General features: G+C 68.9%; 1 protein-coding gene. It reads right to left on the reverse strand.

Going from position 1 to position 1,009, the window contains the following annotated elements:
• Nucleotides 1-77 precede the first annotated feature (77 nt).
• A partial coding sequence (locus tag HMPREF0975_RS14300; RefSeq protein WP_009234955.1) for an AAA family ATPase occupies nt 78-1,009 on the reverse strand: 932 nt, incomplete at its 5' end.

Here is a 1,009-nt window from a genome sequence, read left to right on the forward strand (position 1 = left end):
GCCTCCGGGCTCGGACTCGGGCGCTGCGGGAGCGTCAGGTGCCTCCATACTCATCGCTCAGCGGGTCCCCACCGGGATCAGGGCGTGGGGACGGCGGCGAAGATGGCGTCGATGATCGCCTCGGGGGCGATGCCGTCGGCCAGGGCGTCATAGGTGAGTACCAGTCGGTGGCGCAGCACCCCGTGGCGCAGAAGACGGACGTCGTCGGGGATGACGTAGGTGCGCCCCTCCTGGAGGGCGACGGCCTGGGCCACCTTCATCAGCGCGATACCGCCGCGCGGGGAGGCGCCCACGCGCACCTGCCGGTCCAGGCCAGGCACGGGCCGGGGCCCTCCGCCGCGAGAGGTGTTGATCAGGGCGACGATGTACTGCTTGATGACGGGGTCGACGTAGACCCGCTCTGCGGCCCGCTGGAGCCACTCGACGTCGTCGGTGGAGATGGGGCGTCCGGTCACGGGCTGGTCGAAGGTGCCGTTCGAGATCCGGTCCAGGACGTCAGCCTCCTCCGAGGGCCGCGGGTAGGTGAGCACTTCCTTCATGAGGAAGCGGTCCATCTGAGCCTCGGGAAGGACGTAGGTCCCCTCCTCCTCGATGGGGTTCTGGGTAGCCAGGACCATGAAGGGGTGCGGCAGCGGGTAGACGACGCCGCCGATAGAGGTCTGGCGCTCCTGCATGGCCTCGAGCATGGCCGACTGGGTCTTGGCGCTGGAGCGGTTGATCTCATCGAGCAGGACGATATTGGCGTGGACCGGCCCCAGCTGAGTGGTCATCTCGCCGGTGGAGGAGTTGAGGATCTGGGTGCCCACGATGTCGTTGGGCATGAGGTCGGGCGTGCACTGGATGCGGCGGAAGGAGCCGGAGACGGCGGAGGCCAGCGTCTGGGCGGCGGTCGTCTTGGCCAGCCCGGGCACGGACTCCAGCAGGATGTGACCGCTGGACATCAGCGAGGTGACCAGGGCCGTACGCAGCTGCTCCTGGCCGACGACGCGCTGGGAGAAGATGTCGGCCA

The organism is Actinomyces sp. oral taxon 849 str. F0330 (genome assembly GCF_000239715.1).
Taxonomy (GTDB): domain Bacteria; phylum Actinomycetota; class Actinomycetes; order Actinomycetales; family Actinomycetaceae; genus Actinomyces; species Actinomyces johnsonii.